9 protein-coding genes are annotated in these 26,297 nt (G+C 41.4%); 1 reads left to right on the top strand and 8 read right to left on the bottom strand.

Annotated elements, in window-relative coordinates:
• Nucleotides 1–237 precede the first annotated feature (237 nt).
• The 5 genes from LC455_RS26995 to LC455_RS26975 all read right to left on the bottom strand — a co-directional run bounded on the left by LC455_RS26995 (nt 238) and on the right by LC455_RS26975 (nt 12,511).
• Nucleotides 238–4,083: a hypothetical protein gene (locus tag LC455_RS26995; protein WP_223595674.1), complete on the bottom strand. Its 3,846-nt coding sequence runs from the start codon at nt 4,081–4,083 to the stop codon at nt 238–240.
• Nucleotides 4,080–6,248: a hypothetical protein gene (locus LC455_RS26990; protein WP_223595672.1), complete on the bottom strand. Its 2,169-nt coding sequence runs from the start codon at nt 6,246–6,248 to the stop codon at nt 4,080–4,082. Before LC455_RS26990 ends, LC455_RS26995 begins: the two co-directional genes overlap by 4 nt.
• Before the next feature lie 22 nt (nt 6,249–6,270).
• Nucleotides 6,271–9,630 carry a tubulin-like doman-containing protein gene (locus LC455_RS26985; RefSeq protein ID WP_223595670.1) on the bottom strand — a complete coding sequence of 1,120 codons (3,360 nt, stop codon included), beginning with the start codon at nt 9,628–9,630 and terminating at the stop codon, nt 6,271–6,273.
• A gap of 26 nt (nt 9,631–9,656) precedes the next feature.
• Nucleotides 9,657–11,894 (bottom strand): vWA domain-containing protein, encoded by a 2,238-nt coding sequence (locus tag LC455_RS26980; protein ID WP_223595669.1) that lies wholly within the window; start codon nt 11,892–11,894, stop codon nt 9,657–9,659.
• A 209-nt stretch (nt 11,895–12,103) separates the two neighbouring features.
• Nucleotides 12,104–12,511 carry a hypothetical protein gene (locus LC455_RS26975; RefSeq protein ID WP_223595667.1) on the bottom strand — a complete coding sequence of 136 codons (408 nt, stop codon included), beginning with the start codon at nt 12,509–12,511 and terminating at the stop codon, nt 12,104–12,106.
• Nucleotides 12,512–12,764: 253 nt separating this feature from the next.
• On the opposite strand from LC455_RS26975, the gene LC455_RS26970 reads away from it, so the two are divergent.
• On the top strand, nt 12,765–13,382 hold the full coding sequence (locus tag LC455_RS26970) for an NUDIX hydrolase (protein ID WP_223595665.1): 618 nt from the start codon (nt 12,765–12,767) through the stop codon (nt 13,380–13,382).
• A 42-nt stretch (nt 13,383–13,424) separates the two neighbouring features.
• Here LC455_RS26970 and LC455_RS26965 read toward each other — a convergent pair whose 3' ends face one another.
• The 3 genes from LC455_RS26965 to LC455_RS26955 all read right to left on the bottom strand — a co-directional run bounded on the left by LC455_RS26965 (nt 13,425) and on the right by LC455_RS26955 (nt 26,277).
• On the bottom strand, nt 13,425–14,237 hold the full coding sequence (locus LC455_RS26965; protein ID WP_223595664.1) for a protein phosphatase 2C domain-containing protein: 813 nt from the start codon (nt 14,235–14,237) through the stop codon (nt 13,425–13,427).
• A gap of 412 nt (nt 14,238–14,649) precedes the next feature.
• Nucleotides 14,650–15,156 carry a hypothetical protein gene (locus tag LC455_RS26960; protein WP_223595662.1) on the bottom strand — a complete coding sequence of 169 codons (507 nt, stop codon included), beginning with the start codon at nt 15,154–15,156 and terminating at the stop codon, nt 14,650–14,652.
• Between the two features lie 1,221 nt (nt 15,157–16,377).
• Nucleotides 16,378–26,277 carry a neuraminidase-like domain-containing protein gene (locus tag LC455_RS26955; protein WP_223595660.1) on the bottom strand — a complete coding sequence of 3,300 codons (9,900 nt, stop codon included), beginning with the start codon at nt 26,275–26,277 and terminating at the stop codon, nt 16,378–16,380.
• Nucleotides 26,278–26,297 lie beyond the last annotated feature (20 nt).

Here is a 26,297-nt window from a genome sequence, read left to right as displayed (position 1 = left end):
TTCCTCTGTATAGGATTGAAATTTTGTCCCCTTTTTAGCCATAAAAAATCCCCTCCAAGTAGTAGTGTATCATTCCCGCCAAATTAGCGGGCTTTTTTACACTGTCTACTTAAAGGGGATAATATCATTAAGGAGTCTTTTTTGTTTCAAGATGGCCAGGGGGACGGTTCTTCTGGTCTGCACCAAACATATTTTGAGCCATGAGAACCGTCCCTGTGGAATCTCCTGTGAAATCTTTTACATCCCAACCTCCTCAGCAGCATACAATTCAAACGGATTGGCAGTATCTGATTGTCTGGCTAATTTTTCAAGGATGAGACGGTACCCTTTGCCGTATTCATCTTGCCGGTTTAGGAGTTGTTGTTTGAGCAGGTTGGCGTAAGGGATTTCTCCCAGATGGGTCATCATGTGTACTTCGACCCATGAGGCAAATCCTTCAATCTCTTCATGCGTTAGCTTTTCCATCTCTAAATTTTCAAACTGCCAAATATGGGTCAGTTCGTGGGCTAAAGTAGCGAGCGTATATATTTTTGGCGACCCATTTTCTACTAAAACTTTAAGCTTACCATGAACATCCATGCTTGCTTTACCGGTTAAACGAGGCTGCCCCGCTTCTGGAATAAAAGGTAAGCCGCTTATTTTGTGGATCTCTGCAGCACTTAGCACCGAAACCTCGATATCTGCTGGCAAAGGCACTAGATATAATTCAGTGAATAATTGACGAACTTGGTTATAGAGAGGCTCAACCTGTAAAACATCGTCAATAGCTGACTCATTGCAAGTAAAGCATCTTTGCCTGCCATCACTGAGTTGATGAACTTGAGAAGATGAAAACACATTTCCACAGAACACGCATTGAGTAACGCCGCCACTCATTTTTAGGTTGTCACTATCTTGTAAACGTCCGAGATATTCTGTTCGCACTTCCCGTAGTTTTTTCCTTGTTAACAGCTCATCGATCATTAAATAGGTTTCTCGTAAGGCAAGTTCTGTTGGATACCTGTCATAACCAAAATGAAGGTAACAACTAGTACCGTTACTTTCATTTGATAACCAATACAAATAGTCATTCAGAATATCAAAGATTTTTTCCCAATTATCGCGAATCGCTTCTAAAATTCCAAGGTGGACAGGAGAATCCTCTATAATGTATATGATGATCTGTCCCTCGTCTTTCGTTTCACCATCCATCCGTAATGATGGCGTAATCAGTTGTAACTTTTTAGATATGGTGTCTGTCTCATCAAAAAAGGAACCATCTAATCGGGTACAAACCTTCACAAAATGATGTGTTTCCGGAAATAAGGACAAAAACAACTCATTCAATAATAATGCGAGCGTAAATTTAATCTGAGCCGGGTTTAGAATGGTTCCCTCTTTTGAACGAATCGCCATTCTTAGTAGATGGCCGTTCTCATACTCCCTTATTATCTCCTCATCTTGATGGAAGGAATGAAGCTTCATCGATTTTAGATTCAACATTTGACTTAATTCCACATAGCCGCATGTGCGAACTCTGACATCCGCCTGCATTTCTCGAATGCTGACCTCCACCCGCTCATATGAAATGGTTTTATTTTCATAGCAGCCTGTTTCTGTCAACTTACGTATTTGATACTCCATTGTAGGACGGTAATATTTCTGCTCAAAAAGCGGTTCAAAGCTGACTTCCACGACTCCATGCTCTAGATCCACCTTTTGGATTTTGTAAAGTTCGCCATTAAAGGAATGAAATTGACTTGGCAGGTATTGTTGAAAAAAATGCCCTTCATAAATCTCCGAAATGCACTTGTTGTTATGCCTTATTTCAATAAAACGGAACCCTCTTGGTAAAATCTTTTCCTTAGCTGTATATGGAATCCGAAATTGGGTCTGCCTTACAAAATCCCTTTTCGTGCGGTCGAACCTTACTAACTCTCTAGATTCGATATTCAATCGGTAATCCAATTTAGGACCAAAAGCGATCGAGAACAACTCGTGAACACCTTCTACCATTGAGCGGTAGGAATTGATCTTCGCTTTCCTTAGGTAGTTCTCTATTTCTTCTTCGTTCAGGTAAAAATGACATAACCGCTCCAAAAGGTAATAGGCAATGCTCCAAACCGATTGAGATAACCGTGGAGCCAATGGAGCAATAGTCCGATTGGTGCTCATAAAAAACTCCAACTGGTTTGCTAAATAATCCCGAATTAAATAGGGCGGCGATACGATATGCACAAAGGAAGCCATTTTGCCGGCACCTTTCCACATATTCAAACGATCCACTAAATTGTAGTGATGGTCTCGAATGAGCAGAAAGGAGAAATCATCACTCGGAATGGAAAGATTTTGTTCATGGATTCTCATCCTTTTTAAAAAATGGTCCAATGTATCTAAATCAAATCCAAGCTCAAATAACGCCGACTTCGCATCCATGATTTCCTGTATGCTCTCATTCACTGTGGTCTTCCGCTGATGGATGAAGTGAACGGGTTCAATATTTGCCTTTATAGCTGGCAAGGATAATACCACTTCCGCTTCTATTTGTCGGTGCGACATCTTCGGAAGGATGGTTTGCTGAAATATATGTTCTCCTTCTTTTTTCCAAACCATATAGAGTAAATTTTGACTTATGCTCGAGGAGGCGACGAGATCTCTTGGCTCGCATTGCAAGACTGTACGGATGGCAGGCTCTAATCCTTCATACCACTCCGTTAAAATGATATACTGCGGTTTTTTGCCAATTAGCTCCCTTACATTCAAGTTAAACGCATGCAGAATGGTGGAATAGGTTGGAATCAGTTTTTCCGCCTGTAATAGCATTATGCCTTCCAATCTCTTTGTTTTTTCTAACTGGCTTAAGTATTGCAAGAATCGGTTCTCCTGCAAAATATCAGGTGAAACCACTAAAACATCGGAATTGATGTTTTGCTCGAGGGCATCTAAAAAAGTGCTTACCTTCCATACTTGATCGATCCCGGCCACTTCGCTAATTCCATTCGTTAGCCATACCACAGCTTCCTCAGCAGCATGGTGGCTATGGGCAATAATCAAGATCTTCTTATTTTGCGTCAGCAAATGGTACAATGCCGGAAAAAAATAGGAAGAGAAATCCTCGTAGATGACATCCTCAATCAACACATCTTGTTCTTGGATGATTTCTAGCATCATCCTCGTATAACTCTCATCGATGATCAAGTTCTTTTTCTTTATTCCCTCACAAATGGCATTCATAATCAATTGATGCTCCGGATCTGACGAGAGATTTTCATAAGAAAAATGATTGGTTCGATGAGGGAAAAGCTTATTTTCTTTTATGATTCCATCCGCCAGCAAGCCGTCTTCCCATAATTCCTTGTATTGTTTAAATAACTCCTCATAGGTGGCAAGCCTTGTTGGGATGGCATCGTTCCCCTCGATGAAGCCTTCACGATAAGCAGCCTTTCGCCCATTTAAGAACCAGGCAATCTCCATCAACAGAACAATGGAGATAATCGGATATTTAGGCAAATTCTGAATCAACGATAAATGATATACACTGGCAATTATAAGGAGCACCAGTAAAACCATTGGGAAGATACTAGCATATTTGAAAAACCATGAAAGATACGTCCATTCTTTTTTCAAAAGGATCTGTCCCCGGCTTTTGATATACACCAGCGAAACAGTTCCCGGCGCAAATAGCTTTGTTTTGGTTCTATTTACGAGATCTTCTGGATAGAAGATGGCTTTGGCTTTTTTCGGAAGTGTGTCAATCCAGCTTAACCAGCGGTACGTTTTTGTCTTTGTTCCAAGGGAGTTAAAAGACAGTCTCCCCACCATTCTCCAACACCATTTTACAAACAGAAACGCAAGCAGAAACGAAAGATTGATTAGCAGCTGAATATACGGTATTAAATTAGACATCTGTTTATCAAGAAATATTTCATAAAAACGAGTGAGACTATCATCGAATAGAAGTAAAGGTAAGGAAGTGAATAGGGCTGCGGCCGGGAGCAAAAGTTGTTTATAACGCTGTTCCTGAGATAAATTTGCCGTGTAAAGGAGGATGAAACTGATCACAAAGACGACTAGACTTCCTAACAATAATGCAAGTAAGTTCATAGTTTATACACCTTATCCTCTTGGATCCGAATTTGATCAATTTCATTAAAATAGGTTGATTGATATTGTTCAATAGCACTGCCAAGATATACTTCGATCCCATTTCCCCCAGCTTCCTGCAAGCCCGCCTGCTGAAAGGGTGAATAAATAGGATTCTCGTTTACACTCTTTTCCATTTTCATCACTGGAACACTACGTTCTTTATTAGACGTGTCCTGTTCGATATTCATTTGCAGAATATGAAGCAATCGGTTTGCCATATGAGCAAATTCTTCTAATTTAATAAGGTGATAGCGATGCAGCAGATTCTGTTCCTTCTTCTCTTCTGCAATGCTGGATACTCTTTCGTGATACTTTCGTAACGAAAAAAGCTTGAATAACTGGTTCAGGTAATGATTGTATTGATGCTGGGAATTCACTTGCATTTGATAGATTTTTTCGATGTGCTCATAGGTTTGTTCTTGAAATTTCCAAATCGGCCGATGGGAAGTTCGTTTTGTTAAAATATACCCCAGGCAGGTAACAGCAAGGATCACAACAAAGACTATCGTAAAATGGAATGTCCATCCTCTCTGAGATGTGGTGGCTGCCCACAGATGCAGGAACGGAAGGATTAAGATTAAAAAAATGAGTGCCCCCATCGTCTGGTACTGGCGCTGGCTAGGAATCAATTCCAGGAGAAAATGCATCTTCTTTTTCGCTCCGGGCACATGATTTTTCCAGGTAGAAAGAGCTTCTGACGAAGAAGGCGCTGTGTCGATTACCTGTTGGTGCACAAGACTCATCTTTTCAACCAATTCCTGTTTATAATCATTAATCTCAATCCATTCTTCCTCTTCCAAAAATTCATTTTTCCGTTTTAATACATTCAATTTTTTGAGGGCTTCTCTTGATTTTTGAAGAAGCTCCCTTTCACGATCCATGAGGATGGTTTCTGCTTTATAAAGCTGATCTTCCCATTGGTCGAAGAAATGATACGTAATCTTGGAATGTTTCGAGAGTGGTGGATTGAAATCCCTTTTCTTTTCAATCGCTGCTGCCGTGTATGGGGCAAATTCATCATCCCGAAATCGATTGGTATGAAACTGGTTTTGGAGTAATAGTTGATCCTTTATTTGCTTTTTCACCTTTACCAAATTGCTATAATAATTTTTTAGTAATTTCTGTAAACGCTCCTCTTCTAACGTCACCTGGATCACACTCGCACTTCCCTTGTCCATCCTTTCAATAAGGGACGGATGGTGGCATATGGTCAGAAGGAAATAAGCGAGTTCCAAATATCCTTTCATTCTTTCCCGCTGAGAGCTTTGGTCAATTTCTTGACGAATTAACCGAATATCACCGATTTCACTTTGGATTCCCACATGGAACTTCAAACTGCTTGAAAGCTCTTTTGATGGCGAGAAGTTCGTTAACGTTTGTGTCAAAGGGGGCGTCATCAATTGCTTTATCTTATTCTTAAAATCTTCCAACACAATCTCGAGCTGCCGCGAGGTCATCCAATAATCATGAGCCTGAACCTCTCCTAGATTCACCAAAAGCTCCTTTTTTCGACTGATCAACTGTTTTAGACAGCTTCTCACCCGGTCACATTTAGCTTTTAAAGCTAACATGAATTCATGATCGGGTTGGTCTAAAACAATGTCTTGAAGCTGGATGGTGTCCCCCCACTCTTCATCCAGCTTGTTTATTTCCTGTTTCGTAAAGGCATTGCCCATTCCAAAAGCTAGTTGGTCTGATACAAGAAAGCCAAAATGATCCAGCTCCCAACACCTTTTTAACTCTACCTCGTTTGGTGCGTAATGAGAATTTCTTTTGATCATGTCAACTAAATGTAAAATGGTTTGAAGAGGATAAAAACCTTTATCCTTTAAAGGTGTAAGTAGTTCTCTCCTCATTTCTGATAGCTGCGTCGTTAAACGTAAATGTCGATTTCGTTCATCATTTAGATTCAGGAGAATAATCAACTGCCAATCCTTTATTCGAAGACGGTCTAAATGTTCAATCATTCTATCCATTAATAAGGAATAGAGAGGTTGAGAGGAGGAGTCCTCCTCCCAGTAAAAGATTACTTCGTTATGATTCTGCAGCTTATAAAAAAATGGCTCAACTAGATGCCAATCTTCATACTTCTTGCCGAAATGTATCACAATGGAGTGCATCAAGAATCAGTCCTTTTTCACAAGCTTATACAAATACTTGTTCTTGATTTAATGAACTCATTTTATGATTAATATCATTCATCCACTTGTTAAACTCTTCTGTATCTTGGGCTGTTTTATATCTAACAAGTGATTCAGCCCAGAGCCGTTTAATCAACTTCGCCGCTTCCCGTTTAGCTGAGTCCGGTTTCATAACCTTCATAAAGTATTCTACGATTTCATTTAACAAACATTGTCGTAACCGATCAGCCCTTACCGTTAAGGAAGGATCGGAGATAAATTCCAGATCATAAGCCAACACCAAATCTAGAATATTTCTGATTCCTTCTTTTTTTACTTTTGAGATTTCTAAAGCACCCAGCATAAAATCGTGTTCTTCTATATTTCGATTATTTTTTATTTGATTTTCCTGCGTTTCTTGGAATCTTTCTAAAATTTCATCATAGATGACAGGATTATGCGGTAAGGCTTCATGAAGCAAAAACGTATCTTCTTCCACCTTTTCACCGAATTTCAGTAATAATTTTGTGCCCTGATTTCCACTATATTGATAGACTCTTTTCCCATCTGAGTTGACTAGCTGGAGCCACCCATAGATCACCCCAAGGATTAACGCTCGGTCCGTACGATTGGTTTCAAGCTCGGCCCGTTCTGGATTTAAGTCGGGCATATAGGCAGGAAGATGCCAATTTCGATCCAGGTGAGGCGTAATCGTGCGATTTTCATCCTCATTCAGCTTGTTCACTAAACGATGATAGGCCTCATAATAAACTCCTGGCGGCTTCCCATTTTTTCCCGAAGAAAATTTGCTAAAGTCACTGACCGATAATCCATAATGAGCACGATAACAAACGATTTCATTCCGTTCAAACGCATTTTCAACAATTTGCTTATCATTAAATAACTCGTTCTTTTCCATCTCACTGAGTAGATTAAAGCTTTCAGAATGGAGTCCCCAGAACTTCAAGCTTCGATAATGACTCGTGATAGGAACAAACGGTTGAGCAAGCTCCTCAATCGCCTTAATCTTGCGATAAAGGTAATCGTCCGCATCCTTTCCTAATCGGCCCGCTTCTATCCTTAATGCTTGAATAATGGTTAAATCCAATTTGTCCTGATGCTTATTCGCCAATTCCTGCCGGCAAAAAGCCACCACATTTTCTTTAAAAAACTCTTCAACCTTAGTTTCCTTATAAAATTCTTCTGACCCGCGATTATTTTTCCGCTCGATGAATCGGTTATAAAGACTTAAATAAATTTTTTGAGAGATACCCTCTGGTAAATACCCATTATCCACTGATTGACGAATCCGCTCCCAGGTTTGTTCCAGCATTTCCTTATCTGCCAGAACGAAGGTTTTCGTCGGGTCACTGACACCCTCAAACTTCCTGGCCAATTGATGAATCTCACCTGTGAGTGTTTCTTTTGTCTCCATTAAATTGTCAAAGAATCGTTGCCAATCCCCGATCATTTCCTTAATGGATTGATTGAGAGCTGAAAAGACTTGTTCTAACAGCATCGAATATTTATAACGGTTCAGTGTATTAAACTGATGCGTGGCCTTCTCCGTATATTCATTGATAAAATCTTTAAAGTTATTTCTAAACATACTGGAAAGGAAACCTTGCTTCAAGGCTTTATCAACGCGGCGGACTGCATCGTCTACGTCACCATCATTGCGGTCTAAATCATAAATGTCTTGATATCGATTCATCTGCTCCTTCAATAGACGATTCTCTTCTCTTAAACTGGAAATTTTCTTAATCAATTTATTGTGAATGCTATAAAGGATATACCGTACTCCTACCGGATGAATGGGTGATTCCTCTTTCAGTAACCACGTGTTTAAATGAAATCTACTTCCGTCCCCGCCATTTGGCGAATGATAATCAGAATCTATTACCTGGTAGGCAATGAAATGACTATTTTCATTGATTTTCTTGTTAATCTCTTTGGCATAGTCTTCCAAAGCTGCTTCCATCCGGTTTATTTCTTGTTTTGCTTGATCTTTTATTTTTAGTTTTCCTGCATCAAGCTTACAATGCTCTTCATAATCCTCTTTTAACTCTTCATCCTCTCGGATTACCCTTTTTGCATATTCCTCAACCTCATGTAAAAATAAATCTGCCTTCGATGAGCCCTTTTTTCCTTTATCCTCGATTTGGTGAACCTGCATATCAAGCTGACGGAAAAATGGATTGGGTTTTTCTTGGTTATTCACAATCTGATCAAAGTATTTCACATAAAGCTCTCTGATCAATGGTTTTTCATGATGGATTCCATTTCTTTCGTCATCTTCATGGCGCTTTTTTTCTTCATGAAATAGCTGATCTAATCGAAGCCACGTGTCATTTAGTCCATTCACAGACCATTTTAATGCACAAAAATCCAAAATATCTTCATACGGATAGGTTAAGGAAGCGACCCCAGAACCACAGTACCTTGCTTGCCCATTTGATTCTACTAAGCTTCTTATTTGGTTATCTTCCTGTGAAAAGCTTTTTGCCGATATCGGGCTAAAGAGCTGTAGATACACTGTACGTGCCACCTGTTCCATATACTCGGAAACATTTGTCAAATGCTGCCCTTTCGTATTTTCGTAATCAAACAGAAAGCAAAAATCATATGGAAGATGCTTATCGGTAATTGCATGTGCCGTCCTGCCCTCTAAATCAATCTGATTGGGGCGATACTCCAGTTCGATGGTCACATTTTGCTTATGATTGCCGGATGCACTTAAGGTAATGGCGTTCAGTTCTTTTAAACTGGCGTAACCATTCCCTTGGACGGCTTCCCACTCATTTTGATCCAGCGTATTACTTCTTACTAAAATATCAGGAAGTAAAAATGCGCCGCGGATTAATACACTTTCCGAACCTAACTTCCGCTCCAACATTTCCCGTAAATAAAGAGCAATTTGCAAGAATATCCCGGAGCCGGTTCCTCCCACTAAAGAACTAATAATAATCACCCGGACATTATACGATCTTGAATCGCTGTCCACTGGAAATATTCGTTCAATGCCGTCCCACAAAGCATTCAGTTTCCCTTCAGACATCGCTGAGCGAAAGGCGAGTCTTGAAACAGCCCGAACCTGGCCGGCTCCATCTGTCATTGTTTTCCGTTTTATTTGAGGATTATTGGGAAACCATTTTATGACTTCTTTATTCGCTTGCAGATATTCATTAACAGAATGGTTCGTGCTTGTTTGTGTCGCACAGTTTCTCAAATGATCCAATTGGGCGATACTGCTGGCATCCGTATCAAAAGCATGGATGGCCACTCTGCCTCTCTGCTCAGGGGGAATACGACCATATACCATATTGGCAATATTACTGCCTATGCCGCCTAAACCGATTAAAATTGTCGGTACGTTAAAACTCATGCTGGCTGCCCCCTCTTAGGAATTTATTAATGTGATTTAAACGTGTATACCAAAAAGTTGTTACTTCTCTCAATTTGGATTTCATCGTTATGATAAATCGCTATGTCTGCCTTTTTACTTCTATCCAAAAGCTTTTCATGTCTGACAATCAGGTCAGCGTATTGGCTTTCTTTCACTAGCAATACCCGGTCTTTCTTTCGATCCGCTTTAAATACTAAATCACTAATCCTCTTTTTTTCAGCTAAATAGGGCACCAGCCATCTTTGAACCCAGCTCGTATGGAAGTTCTCTGTCATTACACGTGCCTCTCGCAGTTTTTCTCTTTTTCGGCTCTGCTTGTATTCTATGGAAATACGATTTTTGTCAAACCTCGGTTTAATGATGATTCCAATCAAATACACAATAAGGGCCAGCAGGATTAGAGCCTTAATGATATCCTTGCCATATTTCTTAAAAATGGAGATATCCTCAATCGTCAGTGTAAAAGTGCCTTCGGCGACTTCATTAGGGTATTGGCCTTGAAGCGTAATATGCAAAGGTACTTCCCCCACGGAGGTGCGAAAAATAGGAGATAAACTCTTTGGATAAATGTAAATCTGATTTCCTTTTTGTTTCTTTTCAATTTTTATATTTCCAGGTGAATCTATTTTAAGTTGATTCATGATCTTCTTAAGCTCTTCTGAGGTCATTTCTTCCCCATTAACCATTGGAGTGATCACAAGCGGTTGTGCCTGGTCTAGTTTGTCTAACGGTGCACTCCAAGCATCGGTATTGGCGACTAAACTCAATTTTCGAGTAGGAAGTACCTGCAGGCTCGTATCTTTTTCTTGTTGATAGAAACCCTTAATATTGACCTTTACGTTTACAGGAATTTTTTCGTTGTTTGGTATTGTAAACTCCCCTATGAATTTATTAAGTTTACGGTCATATTTAAGGGGAAGATTGTTTTGACCTATTTTCGCTACCACTTCAAACAAACTTCCCACATCAATATCGCGGATATCAATTTCTTCATCAGAGCTGTCACTTTTCAACAAAGTCGTTTCTACCCTCATTTTACTGCCTTTAAAGAAAACGGAAGGATCCTCCGTCAGACTCCCATTGCTGTTGATTTTCTGGAAGCCGATTTTAAAATCAATCGCCGGTTCGGCTACTACCTCAATATTCTTCTGTTGTTCTTCTGTAGGTTTCTTATCAAAGACTATTTTGTAAGTGCCTTTTTCGATCACACCATCCCCATTCACGTTCTTAAAGTGCGTGAAGGTACCCCGAATGGGAGGATTTAATTTTGCAGGGTCATCGGGGGTTTTAACTTTAAATGGCCCCTCCATACCCTGTTCAATTCGTTGGTTGTTCATATAAAATTCCTTCATTTGAAAGGACGCATTCTCTTCGGCTGACTGTTCAAGAAGAGTAATTCTCCTTAAAGGGAAAGGCGATTTCAGGACTAATTGATTCCCCTCCCAAACAGGATTTAAATCAAACTGCTCCTGTTCGTTTGGATCGCGATTCGTCATGAGAGCAGCAACCTCATTGATCCGTTGAATAATATCCAGCTGCCCTTTGCTTTCTAAGACAATTCCGCCTGAGCTTTCCTTCCATTGCCGTTTAAAATCAGCCATGATGGATAATTCTTCAGGGTTCAAATAGGTCTCAATAGGTATCAGGGTGGTGTGAATACTGGTTCCATTTTTCTCCACCTTCGTCTTCAAATCTTGTAAACTAGAGAAAAGTGCCTTCTTATCTGCATCAATTTGGGTGGTCGGAATAGATGGGTCAAGATGGTTAAGTTCATTAAAAATTCCGTCCGTTAATACGATTAACCAAAAATCTGAGTTTCTATTATTCTCTGCCGCTTTATTCAATTCGTTTATGGCCGTATGTAAAGAAGCCAATGGAGTGTTTTTTTTTCCCTGCCATGCTCGAATTTGATCAATCTCGTGTTGACGTAGTCTTTCATCTAATTCAATAGGATTCGCTACAGTGGGTGAACTCATAAATACTACCTTTAGCTGGTCCTGCTTCTCCAGAAGAGCCGTGAAACTTTGAAGAGCGTAATTCGCATATTTCCAATTATCAATGGGCTGTTTTCCACTTGCTCCGGATTGTTCCCACATACTACCCGAATCATCATATACAAGCGCAACAATCTTATTTTTGGGAATTCGAGGATCCATTTTCGCATCGGCCTTTGCCGTAAAGAAGAAAAAGGGAAAAATAAACAGGATTAGCGTCACAACAAGCTGCTTATACTTACCTATCATTTATTGAACTCCCTTCAAGTAATCAACACAGACGGTAAATTTACATTTTTTGATAGTTCATTTTATTTTATACAGGAAGTCCATTGGTTATGACCCAAGCTTGAAATCTATAACTAATAAAAAACCTCAACCCATATGATGAATGGGCTGAGGGAAGGTTTATGTCATATTTCAGTTTCTTAATTTAATCTCCTCGATTTGCTTCACAACTAAATACAATTTGCATCCATTACCTGTCCAGATACCGCCATAAGTTCATTTATGTTAACCCAACCACCAATATTTTGATTTTGGTCAACACCTTCAATTGAAAATGAAAGGTTTATATTGTTCGGAAGTGTCAAAGTTGATCTTTTACCTATACAATTTTGAGCTTTTTGCAAAGAATCCACCTTTACACCTTCACACGAAATCGTATATCGTTGCATCGGGATATAAATTAATACTCCCCTTAAAAGATCATACGTCTTTATAAAACCTTCAACCGTTGTTCCATCTCGGAAAGATAATCTGATCCATCGCTTTTGCTGATAACAAGCAAGAATTTTTTGGAAAAGTCCTTGTCTGTAGTCATGGTAATATGGATAGAAAGGCTGGTAAGGATAATTTGGATACAATGCAGCCTCCCCCTTTCTTTAATCAGTAAATCTTTTCATGTATATGAGGAAAAAATGGGTTGGTGCTTGCCATCATCCCGCATAGAGAAGAAAAGCGAACAATGCTGGACTGTTCGCTGGTACGATATGAAATAACCAAACTCCTATTTTTTATCTTTATTTTCAAATCTAGTACAGGAGTTGTACCAGATTTTTGCTAGATTAATATATATGGTATTGTATAGTATTAATAAACTAAAAGGTGGTGATGATTTTGGAACTTAAATGGCTGGATTGGGCCAAGCAGCTTCAGTCTATTGCTCAGGCGGGATTAACGTATTCAAAAGATGTTTATGACCTGGAGAGATTTGAGTTAATAAGAAATATTAGCGTGGATATCTTAGCCCATTGCACAAATATGGAAAGGCAATTAATCAAAGATTTATTTGCTAGTGAAAAAGGATATGCAACACCTAAGGTCGATATTAGGGCTGTAGTCTTTAAGGATGATAAAATACTGATGGTTCAGGAAAATTCCGATGGAAACTGGGCATTACCCGGCGGCTGGGCTGATATTGGACTTACCATAAGTGAAGTTGCTGTTAAGGAAGTAAAAGAAGAATCGGGATTCGATGTAAAAGCAATCAAATTATTAGCTGTAACCGATAATAAATGCCATCCCCACCCTCCTTCAGCGTTTCATATTTATAAAATATTTATCCTTTGTGAAATATTAGGAGGAAAGCCTAAGAAAGGTGTTGAAACAAGTGAAGTAAAGTTCTTTGCTGAAAACGAACTCCCTACTCTCTCAACAGCACGGAATACAAAATCACAAATTGAAATGGCTTTTCAATACTTAAAGAATCCACTAGAAAACGTTTATTTTGATTAAATTCATTTTGATACGGTTACGGTCCTCTTAAACCGTTTTTTTTTAGACAAATCTTATCATGATCCCCGCTTTATCATCTTGACGTAGATGATTCTTTTTTTCAAATTGTTCTAATTCAAGGGAATAAACGTCAATACCAGACCTATGAATCATTTTAAAAGTTTCTTCGATTGATAGATTGGGGTGAAAAAGCCCATCTGTTATCATTAATAATGTCTTCATTTCACGGATATTTACTTGACCATGCTGAATGAAATCTCTCACTTCTTCTTTTCCATTCGCTACAGTGTAACCATATTGCTTATTCGCCAATGATCGATTAAATAAAAGCTGTTTAGTAATATCTTGAAAATACTCCTCACCTGGTATGTTAATTCCTTGTTTTCTTTGTTCCTCACGCCAAACTTTTGCTCTTTTACTTATATCCTTTACGGTATCCCTTGTTAAGGCTTTTATTATACCGTTTTGATACTCAGCAATGATCATGCAATCACCCAGTTGTGCATAAGAAATCTGGCCGTCTTTTTCAATTTTTATCATAGCCACACATGTTGACCAAAGATTTTCATATTTTGCCTGATTCACCTTGTATTTTTTCATGTGTTCTCTCAGCATTCTATTCGCTGTCACGATTCCTTCAACTAATGAAAGGTTACTTCGGTAGAGTCTTAAGAAATAATCTTTAAATATATTAGCTGCTAAATATGCACCGTTCTTTCCGTTTTCATCCTTAAATGGTATTAGTGGTGTAGACCCATCAAAAACACCATAAACATTTAAGTTTTCATTTAATAAGACTGAATCTTCACTTACACCTTTATGTGGGGCCGCACTTAAAAACGACTCAACCTTCATTGGTTGTTCACCTCTTTTTAACAATGTAATTCAGAAAACGGGAAATTTATTAATACAATCATATGATGTTATTCTTACGATTCTACTTACATTCTAGGCAATCATTTATATGCTTTATATAAACTTGCTATGTTATGGACCAAGGAAAGCTCCCGAATTGAAAATCCTTTTTTGTATGTACATTTTGTTGAAAAACACTTTTTCTACAGTAAATCGCAATTGGAGGTATTTAGGGCAGGCAATTTTTCACTTTTTTAAAACTGTATATCATTAACTCCAGTTCCTTAGGTGTTATTTTCTCTTTCATAGCGACTTCCATCATAACAAGGTGGCTCAATTCCATCACTCCTTTTTAATATAATGATGACATATTAGATATCAGAGTGATGGAAAAATTGTGTCATTAAACAAGTTATTTCTTGTTTTCATCAATTTTGGGATCTAGAGGATGATAAAAAGGGAATGGATGGTAATGATGAACTTCTACAAAGTCACTATGTCGAAAGAACAACGTCGGATCGGAAATATCGAGTGAATAACCATCAGATGAGGAGCCTCCTGCAACCGTCACCTGAACGAGGTCACCTGATTTTCGAATGTCACCGCTGACAATAACGGATAAAATCCGCGGACTGTTTGGTTGTGTAGTTTTTGATTCTGTCGAATTGGCAAGAGACAAAGGAACAGACATACTCGACACTGAGTTCGGTGGAAGTGAAATATCCGTTGCCGGAAGGAGCGGGGAAAATGAAACAGGAGAAATAACTGGGACCGAAGCCGTTGAAGATTGCTTAATCATAGCCCTAACATTCAGGATTCGGTTGGTTAAGTTGCTTAATGTCACAATTATGATATTTATGGGGCGGGCACCGAGCGTGAAATTTGGTATTAGAAAAGGGCCTGTACGCAAAATCGCCATAATTAAATCATCCTTTCAATAGTTTATTTATTCATTACTATAGTTAATGCAAAAGGACAACTATTTGCAAGGGACAAATTATCGAGTCATTGCGTATTATTTTGAAATTTCTTTTCCAAAGGAGAATAGATCCTTAACAAAATGAAAAAATTTACTGAATGAAAAAAGAGAAGCCAAAAGAATGACTTCTCTCCGGAATTTTATTTTAAACCTAATTGATTTAAAACATCATCAAGTGTTTCACTTTATAAATAGAATCCGTATGAACCAAAGCTAATGCCTCCTGTTAATTCTTTAATCGTTTTTGTTTATCTTTATTATTAATTGTCGGAGTTTGATCCACTACTTGTAATTCTACATTTGAGTGAATGGCTTCATACACATCAACTCGTCCGCTTCCAATTTCAAACACGCTATAAGGTTTTGATAATGGATCTGCTGAATTCATTAAAATGGATTTAATATCAGCAGGTTGTAAATCTTTGTTCGACTGTCAAACTAGATGATAAAGCAACAACAGATAGACTTTTCACTAATTTACTATTGGATGACTTTTTCCCCATGTTTACCCTCCATACTTCTCTTTATTACATATGTAAGTGTTCATGAATAACGATACTACGATTTAATTACAACGAACTTCTTTTAGTTCGCATTAAAATTTCGTACTGTTCCATTACAATCTCTTCTTTACCTTTTACTTCCTGTTAGCTATAAAAAACAAAGTATTTATACTATATTTTATATTTGAGTATTAGTGATAAATAAAAAAACGCTCCTTACAAAATGTAAGAAACGTTGGATAATATTTTATTTTTCTACTTAAGCCATGGGGCCGGTTCCTATGGTCAATCTCAGCCTTTAAAAAGGCACCTCTAGCGGAATTGCTTGAAATATTAGTTTGTAATGATAACATTTCAAGGATATTGTTAACACTTTGGTTAGAAAAGTCAAATGTCTTCTATTCTGCTTATCTAATAAATTGTTTCACTTTCACAGGCTTTTTCCCCCTAAAATAAGAAAAGCTCTCGAAGTAGACTTCGTGAGCGTTTCTTTGATTAAAGTCAAAACCCTTTTTATTCCGAGACAATAATAGCTTTCGCCTATTTCAACCCAATATCACACATTTAAGTAGTTCCGACAATTTAAATATATCAGATTATTCCCAATTTTGTCAACACCTTACATTCGTGTAATTAATTACTTTTTTATTTACCTCTCTTATAGACTAACTTGGCAGAGCAGATACACATCATTAATATCGTCTTGTTTTAGCGATTTATAATCTGTGTCCAATACCCTCATTTTCATTCGGAGCTCGCCGAGGGCCTGAGGTTTGGTCGCAGAATCTTTATAGTCGCGAAGGGCATATAACGTGCTGTTAATGTCAGCATGTGGTGAAAAACCAGTTGGTTCAGCCTCATAAGCCGTATTGGTCACCTTCATCATGGATTCGTAATGTGCTGTCGTGTTGCTATCGACTAACAGCTCCAGCTTGTTCAGCTTGAGTGTATTTATTTTTCCTCTCAGGTAGAACGGATAGTGTTCCGGTTTGAGTTGGATTACCAGTTCCTGATCCTCTCCCCCGGTAACATGGAAGAACCTATACCATTCTGAAGAAAAGTCCCGCTTCAGGCTAAACAATCTCATGGATGAAGTAGGAAGAATGCTCTGTAAGGCTTCATTCCCTTTCTTGGCCAGCTCGCTTCCGCCATCACGGGCCGTGTAGCGCACATGCAAGACCAAGTCCGAGATGGTTGCGAAATCAAAGTAATTATTCTCCTTCGGCATGTTGATCTCCCATTGGCTGATCACACCAGCACCTTCAAATGGCAAGTACCGATCATCATTGAAATTAAGTTCAAACAGACCGCTGTCGTTCTGCGCATGGCTTGTTGCGATGGAGGAAATCCGGCCCCATTGCGTCTTAAAGCGGTTATCCTCTTCTCCCTTCTGATACTGATCGCCCGGCAAAGCTGCATTGAGACGGACTTCATTTTTTATTAGGGATAACGTACAATTCACACTGGTATATGGTCCGGCTACACACGGAATGGAGACGGAAATGGACTTGATTCGCCTCATATAATGTCCGGGGTAATCCATATTGAATAACCACTCGGGCAGGGAGATCGTGCAGGTTCCATTTTCCTTGAGCTTTACCAGACTGAGCGGATCCACTTGTGCAAGCGATATATGCTTGGTGATTTCCAGTTCCCGTTTGTTTTCATCGAGATAAGCCGTTTCCAGACGCCGTAAATCATGCATCAGTTTGTCGCCTGCGAGCAGCCCTTTTTTCAGACTGTCCCAATAGCCGAATTGGATATATGAAGACTCCTGGATACCCAACTCATACTGATAGCACTTCTCTGCCTTCTTGGCCATGTCGAAAGCAAGCTGGTAAGCTTGGAAATAAACGCTTGAAATTTGCGTAATCATCCAGCTGTACAATTTTTCATTGGTGTACTTATAACTCATGTACTCATCTGTCGTCTTCGCGTTCTCAATTTGCTGGTCGTGATGTTCTACTTCTTTTTCCGCAATCTCCTTTCGGATTTGTGCGGCATTAATTGAGAACTGCAACTGTTCCATTTCAATTCCTGCCAGTCTGGCTTGGAAGTCCCATTCCTCTTTCCGTCTTTCATAGCCGGCCATCGTTCCAATTAACGATGAGCTCTGGGAAAGCAGCGATCCCACATGCTGGATCGCACTATTGACCGATTGCATGGACCGGGCTATATTTTCTGATCCCCACTGAACAGTTGTATGAGGTGTCCCTCCAAATCCAGATATACCAATATTAAAGCTTGGCAGCAGATGGAATACACTGGCCATCAGTTCATTATAGGTTAACAAACCGCTGATGAAGATCGATCCCCCGAATAGGACAGCCGAAATCGTTTCAAGCACATTCATAAATTCTTTATCGTCATAATAGCTCTTTTTCTCTTGAGCCATTGCATAGGCCTTGTTCAGACTGCCCCACGCTTCAAGCGCTTCATCCACTTGTTTTTGCTTGATCTCCTTCACGGCTTCGAGCAACTGTATCTCGTGCTGGGAACGTAAAAGTGCCAAGCCTTCGGCATCTTTTTTCTCTAGGGCAGACAGCAGCTTCTCACCCAGTGTTCGGACTTCATTGCAAAACTCGATGGCTTTCTGTACGACCACTCTGAACCGGTAATGTGGTGTTGCGACCCGTACATCTGCCAGTACACTGCTCAAATCCATGCCTGCCGATGCAGCTTTCACCAGCACAGGCGGATCGATTGGTGGTTCGAACAGCGGCAGCTGACGGACCGCACCATCGATATTCATGCAGTGGCGGATCTTGAACAAGCGGTCTTCTACCGTATCCCAATATCCAAGAAGCATGTCGTTGTTTGGGATACAGAAATAAAACGTCGTGATGGCTGGCAAAGTCTCGGAGTTATCGATTGCCGGCACCGTATCCAACGGAGGCAGGTAATCTTCGATGATTACATCGAAACGGGCATTACCGAGTTCATCGAGGCCAGACTCTAATTCATTGAAACTCATATCCTGATGCTTCACGTTCGGCACTTGTTCAGGACGCGGCCCCAGCAGTTCATAGGCAAGCATGTAAAGCAAGGAAGCTTCATTAATTGATTCCACGGTATCTTGGCGAAACAGCTGATCACCCCATGCGATTAGGTTATCCAGATACTTCATTACTACATGGCGTTGATAAGCAACAGGACGATAGCGGGCAATCAAATGAGGCTTGAAGGGATGGTTCCTCCAGGCTTTCAGTTGGCCTTTATTTTCTTCTATATCAAGCTGTGAGAGAATCTGTTCAATGCGCTGCTTCCGATAGTCTGCTTCATTATACTGGTAAAACGGCTTTGTCACCCAATATCGCTGCGGACTTGGTTCGGATTCAATATTTGTTGGGTCAAAGATGTAGTGGAACCATCGCATCGCTTCCTCGAACCGCTGATTCTGGCTGAGCTTGCAGGCGATCATCATCGGTGCATGGAAAAATATCTCCCAGTTGTATATCGCATACGCGCCGCCAAAGCTAAAGTCGACCATTTCAGATTGAACCGTTTCATCGGGCTCAACAACGGAAGTACGATGATAGCGATCGAAAGAAAATGGATTGACGCCTCGTGGCAGGAAGGCTTTTGGTTCTGTCTGAATTTTCCGTTTGAGCAGCCCATCCAAACCCCCCCGGTTCAGTTCACGAATAAACAGCGCTGTATAAGGATGATAAAACGGCAGTGCCCTATACTCCATACTCATATAGGTGGAGCCCTTGTCGTTTATGATTCGCTGCCATTCCGGCTTGATGAAAAACGCCCGCTCTTTATCCTGGTAGACAAAAGGATGATCATTCATTAATGTATTGAATTGCCCGTCCTGCTGGGTTATCACCAGCTCGAATGGAGGGAGCGCACCCGTAAGCAAGGTCGTTGTCTTATTATTTTCCAGCACCCGAAGTTCATGGTCATTGATCGCTTCCTGCCGGTTATTGGTCAAGCGGGTATTGTGATAATGCATGCCGTTTGGCAAGGCTAGCCGCTCTCTTACCTCATTATCCAGGAGCATGGTGATGTTGGCCCCATCTTCGCCAAAATTTTCATTTACATATACGTAAGAATTGGTTGCGACTGCGTCATTTACGTTTCTGCCTGGACCGGATAAATGATACTTTCCGTTCAATGGCTTAAGCTTCACTTCCTTGACATCCCCATCAAAGACAAACGAAGCGGAATGCCAGGGCAAATACGTCTCATGGAATCGGTTGCCTGTCAATTCGGCAAATTGATCCAGATAAGGGTCATAAAACTGCCGATTATTGAATTCTTTCGATGTAGACAGATAGATATCCAGCCACAGTTCGTTGGCAGAAGATTGGTAAAATGGCTTCACGTTATAAGCAAAGTAGGGTCTCTCCCACGGATGAATCAGTTTGCGATTGGCGATCTTCTTCGCCGTCCATCCTGTCTCCCTCTTCACGCTCCAGGCCAATTGGACTTCCAGAATCTTTGGCGGCTCTGGCGCATCCTTCGGTCCACTGGTAGGCTGTGCAGGCGGGATTTTCCTGATTTTGGACGGTTTTTCCGTGAACACGAGCCAGAATAAATGCAGCTTGCGATTATAAATCACAGGCACGATATGATTTCCTGTGATATCTGTTTCAATTTTCTCCCATGCCGACCAGGCCCCATAATTCATGTCATATTTTCGGTAGTAGTAAACTGAAGGGAAGGACTTAGTTCTTGCAATAACATGCACGATGTTGATTTCATAGCCCAATTCGTGCGGGTTCAATTCTTCCATTTCGTGATAGAGGGCGCAGACCTCCAAATTTGCGACGTCATCGACCTTGTGCAGGTAGTTGAAGAAGGCCTCCTCCACATGTTCATGGGTAATATCGTTTTGCATGATCTCGTTTTCCAGCTCCTCGAAAAACGGCGATTTATCATCGCGCAACTCCGGTTCAAGCCAGTTTTCAGGATAGAAAAAGACTTTTCGGTTCGCTTCCCAAATCCGGAAGTTTTTCATCCATTTCCATTGAGACCAGGCGTTCTCCGACGAGACATCCTCTTTTTCGTCCTGGCTGACTTGCACATATCTGTTTTCCAAGTTTAAAAAACAACGCTGTACAAACAGCTGTATAGAGCTGATCGCCTGTTTGATCCGGGATGTCAGCATGCAGGAACTCATTTCGACATCGATCAGGAAGTATTTGAATAAGGCGTTGGAATCGTCCCAGTAAAGAGGATTTGGTATGTCCAGTCCGTTCAGCGTGATCCGCTGGGTCTGAGTCCGCTGGGATTTCTCCAAATGGTATGCAACTAAAGCCTGGCGCTTCTTTTCACGCAGGATATCCTGAAGGGGCGTTATTTTGTCCAGCCAGTCTTCCTGCTCATACTTCGATTTCACTGCCAGGCGAATTTGCCGTGCCGTTTGCTTCTGGGCGGATGCCTTATCCCGTTCAGCCCAAACAAGCATTGTTTTTGAATTGACACCCGTCATTTTCATCTGGTCAAAGCTTCGCTGCAGTCTGGCAAAGACCTCTGAAGTCCGGTAATCTTCTTTCGTTAGATGCCATGCAGCATGCAGTTCGGCCAGGTCATCAGTGTTCCATTGCATCATCTGGTTTAAACTTTGATGGATATCCGCCACCGTTGTGTTTGTATCGCTGGCTTGATCCAATATTTGGAGCAGCGAGGCCTCCTCCGGTTCGGGATAGACGGCTTTGAAATCCAGCAGTTGAAACAGGTTGAACCATTGCTTGAACTCGGGTATAGACGCCTTCTCCTTTATGGGCAAGGAGGCTAAATCCAGTACATCCAATGCCGAATGGTTGGATTGAACATAGACCAGATCTTGGCTATCGATCTTCATGCGCAGTACGAGAATCGCGATCTTGTGCATGAGAATGTAGATAGGGAAAAGCTGTTCCTGCGGCAGAGACTTGTCAGTCAGATGCTTGAGAAGCGTTTCCTTTACATCCTTTAGCTCCAATGTTTCCAGAAGAAACTTGGCCTGGTGATCGCTCAGACCGAACGCTGCGGCCATATGTGCGACAATGGCCTTGCTTTTTTGGTCAAGTAAATCCTTCAAGCCTTCCTGAAGCTTCGTGATGTGTTCTGCTAATGCCTTTTTTTCATATCCCTCCGTCGGGTTATACCGGATGATATAATCCCTTTCTTCTGCAGCCAAGTCCGTGCTCTTCAGAATCTCTTGCAGCGGTTTGATCGCGGAGAGAACCTGCTCATCCGTCATCCCCTCCAATCCATCTGTGTTAAATGTCAGAATTTGCTCAGTCTTAATCTCATCCAAGCCCAGCCTCTCGTTTGTCTGCTCATGACTGGCCAAGATGTTGTGCAAGTTTGTGATGAGCTTCACCATTGTCTCCTGTCTTAATCCGGCAGCGGAGGCAAGATTGTCGGTTAAAAGGTAGTCAAGTTCCACCAGGGTTAATCCGGAGCGTTTTACCGCTTCAAAGTCTTTGATGAAATCAAGGGTCGTTTGAACCGACAAAAATGGATGATTACCAGCATCCAGCTTATTGGTCATTTTCATCAGCAGCCAGAGATCCTTCACCGAAAGCTTCAGGCTTCTGGCCAGATACGAGTATCGCAGCAAAGCCGAAAGGGATGCCATAGACAAATGATTATCGGTTTTCTCCCTCAGTATTTCAAAATCTGATTGTTTAATAGCGAGTGCCGATAGAATGGTAGGAACAGGCGTATAATCTCCGCTCGCTTCAAACGTTAGCGTTTCGTCGATCAACTTCAATTGATCGATTCTCTCCGGAAGCGTTCCATTCAATTTAAAATGACTATCCTCTGGATTAATGATCGCTTTATTCAGAAAGATCCGATGATATAAAGGCGGAATCTTCTGGTCAGGGTGATCCGGTTTGACTCGTTGTTCCGCATTGATATTACCGTAAAAGGTCAGCAGGATTTCCACCGGCAATGCCAGTTTTTCCTGCAGTTGTTTAAATTGCTTGAGATGGATCAGGGTATCGGAATTTAATTCATTAGCGCCTATCTTTTCATTGCGGATCAATAGGTCGAGTTCCCACATCTTCCAGCCTGTTTTTCTCCATAACCGGATAAACCGGTGGATTCTATCAAATAGTTCAGCATTCAATTGTGTGACCCTAAGAATAGCGAGGTCGCAAATTCCTGCCATGCTCTGCTGCGGAATGCCTAACCATTTCAATTGCAGCAATTCCAGCAGCTCAAGGTAACTGAGCTTCAATCGCTTTAATAAGAGACTCATAGGCACTTCTTGGAGTGTGACATTAATACCCTCGAATGCCGGTGTGGCTGGGGACCAGCACTTGCCTTTTTCACCCCAGTATTTCTGAAGGACATCAATGGCCCCTGGCTGGTTTGGATCCACACGTAATGTGATCATCTTGGCTTCATAGGATGACAAGCCAAAATATTCGGCCGCAATAGACATTTCGACGGATGAATTGGACCGATCCAGGAAAGCTTCCATCAGCTGCACACGTGGGACTTTCAAGTAATCTAGCAATATACGAGCCTCTTCCTGCCAAAGGTTGAAGGTGGAATCCATCGGATAATCGGCCACGGCAAGCGCATCGTATGCCTCCGGACGGATATATTGCGGAAATGCCCGGCTCTCTTTGGCATCCCCTGTTGTTTGATAGGCAAAACTCGTTTGCTTCGGATCCATATAATTTTCCAAAATCTCGCATACCAGATCAATATAAGGCATCGGAGTTTCAGTATTCCCGCTGTTTAATTTAATATTTCCAAGATCCGGGCGCCGATCGAACAGAATATCTTTGACTGTCAAGACCCTGCCGTCCCGCGTAATGAGCGAATCATGCTCTTTGAGAAAGCGAAGTAGATCGGTCAGGTAGGCCGCCGGTCCATATAGCGATTGACAATCCTCACACTGGCAGAAATCCTGTGAGCCGAAGAGCGTTTCCAAGTCCGGAATATCGCCCACAGTTTCCTGGATCTCTTCCGTCGTGTAGGTCTGCTTAGAGATAGCTTGCGGGCTTCCTGCATGAAAATCGCTTCGGAAATTCATCAGGTATCCCAGTATTTGCATGTACCTCAATTTGGATTGCTCATAAAGTGCCGAAGCCTGCTTGGCTTCGACTCCTTGTTTAGCCAGCATATCCGTCAATCTTTTTTTGCCGGTAAAATAGATTTGCGAAGAACTATGTAAGCCTTCTTCCAGCACTGCTTTCCCGGTTATAGCGTCAGGTACCAGCTTATGCACACGCTGCAACAGCTTTGTTTCTTCAATGGTTTTTGCGTCAAGCAGGATCCCCGGATGATCGAGCAAATATTTGTCGATGTTCTGCCGCTTGAAATCAAAATCGGGATGATTATCAATAAACGCTGCAACAGCATCAAGCTTTTGCAAAATATGTTTTACGCCCCTTTTCACCGCAGCCACAAGCGCGACGGACGGGAACAGGGCTTCTGCTCTTGATTGCAGCACCACAGCATAGGCCGCTACACGCTTGTCAGCATCTGCGCCGGGCATATCAGCTGGAACACTTTTACCGTTAGCGTTGATAAGGCTAATCCATGCTTGTTGGTCTAGCTTCGCAAATGAGCTTGGCGATTTGTATATGAGCGGTTGGGAAGCTATTTTGCTTTTGAGAAACCGTACGGTAGGGATATGATTCTTGGAAATATTACCCAGGTTAACGATCACTTCGAAGCCTTTTGCCACGTTAACGCCAATTGCCGAAGTTTGCAGGGCTGCCCAGAACTTCTCATTGAATCCGTTATGTTTGATGAAAAGATCGGCAACCAGATTATAGTTCACCAATGAAATAGCAGACTCGGCAAGCAGTGATTTCAGATTGCCATCTCCGATTAAAATCGGCTTTTCCAATGTATATAGCTGCTTCAGGTTTCTAAACTCCTGGATGATTTGCGTCTTGCTCATTGTTAGTGTCGCCGGTACCAAATTTTGCTGCACCGCATTATTCAGCATTTGCTCCCATAGGCTCTCACTGCTGAAAATAATCCCTGTCAATGCCGATTCCGTTAATACAGTAATTGATTTCCAATCGTTTGTGGCTCTCAGCAAATCATCCGGCAAGGTCGATGGGACCTGCTGCCTGATGAAGCTGTAGAATACCTCGGGAGTCAGCACCGAATTTTTGGTACTGGCCGAAATCAGCTGAGATAGAATCATCCGCATTATATAATCTGTAGGAAGACCGGTTTCTTTACCCAACTGTGTAACCTGAGGATTAACGGGGGTTTCTGAAAGATCCGTGACCTTTTTGGTGCCCAGTTTTAGAAGAAGTACCTTTAAGATCTCCGTATATTCCGGCTCCCCTTTGTATAGTCCCCCCATGTTAAAGTTGACCCATTGGGTTTGCGACACCTGGTAGAGGAATTGCGGCTGACCGACCTGTTGGTTAACCTCATTAAAAAGCTTGACGACGAGATGTAATGGTTCTTTGACCTTCCCTGTTTTGCTGTCAATCGGCGGTGGATAGGCGACATCAAAAAATCCGTTCAAAAAGTTTTTCTTAACGGCTAATGGAGCAGCGCTTTCTCCTTCTAATAGTTTTTCATACACCTTGATGGTCATGTTGCTTTTCGGCTGCATCAGCTCATCCCGCACGGTGCCGCAAACCTTGTATAGCATCGTCGACGCAAGTGCGGCATCAGGATTAACGGTTAAGATAGTGGTGTTCAGACTTCTTAAGGTTAGTGTTTCCACCTGGCCGGTTTCAGGCAGCACTTCTTTCTGCTGATAGGCCAGCACTGCTTCACGCGTTGTTTTGCCGAACTTTTTAGCCTTGTATTCCTCTTGCGAAATCGAATAGCCCAAATGGGCCAGAGCCCGCTGCAAATTCGCCACTTGAGGAGACACCTTATTGAGGCGAAGTTTTCCCTTGATCATCGCCAGCTCCGTTGCTTGAGGCTTGCCCATTTGTGGCTTACGCACTCCCCGGCTCGCGGCAATGCTTTGAATTCGATCGAGCGTTGCTTTATCCAATTGGCCGGTTTGTGGAAGATTATATTTGGTTTGCAGCGACTTAATTGCTTGCGTTGTGGTGGCGCCGATGTTTTTTTCTTTTAATTCTGTTTGGGCGATGATGTCAGGCAGACTGGCAATTTTGAGCGACCGCTGAATCATATATTGGAGCTTGCTGATTTGAGTTTTGGAAGAATACCTCCTCTTGATTTCCTCTTGCTGCATTTTATCCAGAATGTCCTCGGTGATTTTGCCATCTTGCGCTAGTCCTGCCTGCTCCTGGAATTTTTTGATCGCCTGGCGAGTGGACTCTCCCACGATCCGGCGATTCTTCTCCTCTGTCGTGACGGAAAGACCAAGGTTTGCCAGCAGTCGATGGAGCCTGGCAGCTCTTGTTTTACTTGAAGCATGAAATCTATCAAACAGCTCCCGGTTTACTACACCTAGCGTTTCTTCCGTCAGCTTTCCCGTTGGGGGAAGACCATGCTGCTTTTGCAGTTCTTTAAATGCTTTCACCGTTGTGTCACCTATAAGCTTTTCGTCCATTTCATTAGCGGCAATAGGCAACTTCAGTTTAATTAATGCTGCATGAAGATTAGAGATATCCGTCTTTGTAATCTTGTCTAATTTAAAATTCAATTTATTCATGAGACCCTCCCTTTTGTAGA

This window comes from Neobacillus bataviensis, assembly GCF_019969725.1.
The sequence above is the reverse complement of the archived record's forward strand: the minus strand, read 5'-3'. Positions and strand labels throughout refer to the sequence as shown.